Annotated in this window: 1 protein-coding gene; it reads right to left on the bottom strand. The window is 67.2% G+C overall.

Going from position 1 to position 375, the window contains the following annotated elements; translation table 11 throughout:
• The coding region (locus FLQ44_RS21330) for a flagellin N-terminal helical domain-containing protein (protein ID WP_439144960.1) at positions 1-314 on the bottom strand (314 nt) is incomplete at its 3' end.
• Positions 315-375 lie beyond the last annotated feature (61 nt).

Here is a 375-nt window from a genome sequence, read left to right as displayed (position 1 = left end):
GTGCTGTTGGTGGCATTCGACGACTGCACGGCCAGTTCGCGGATGCGCTGCAGGTTGTTGCCGATCTCGGCCATCGCGCCTTCGGCGGTCTGGGCCAGCGAGATGCCGTCGTTGGCATTGCGGGTGGCGACGTTGAGGCCGCGGATCTGGGTGCTGAAACGCTCGGAGATGGCGAGGCCGGCGGCGTCGTCCTTGGCGCTGTTGATGCGCAGGCCGGAGCTCAGACGCTGCAGGCTGGTGGCCAGCTGGGTGCCGGAGGTGGACAGGTTGCGCTGCGCGTTGAGCGAGGCGATGTTGGAGTTGATGACCTGCATGGTGTTTCTCCTGGTGCCGGGCTGCGCGTTGGCGCTTCGTGGGGACGCTGCGAGCGGCTGT

Origin of the sequence: Vogesella mureinivorans (assembly GCF_007644035.1) — a bacterium.
In the GTDB taxonomy this organism is placed as follows: Bacteria; Pseudomonadota; Gammaproteobacteria; order Burkholderiales; family Chromobacteriaceae; genus Vogesella; species Vogesella mureinivorans.
Note: the sequence above shows the minus strand (reverse complement) of the source record. Positions and strands in the feature narration are given on the sequence as shown.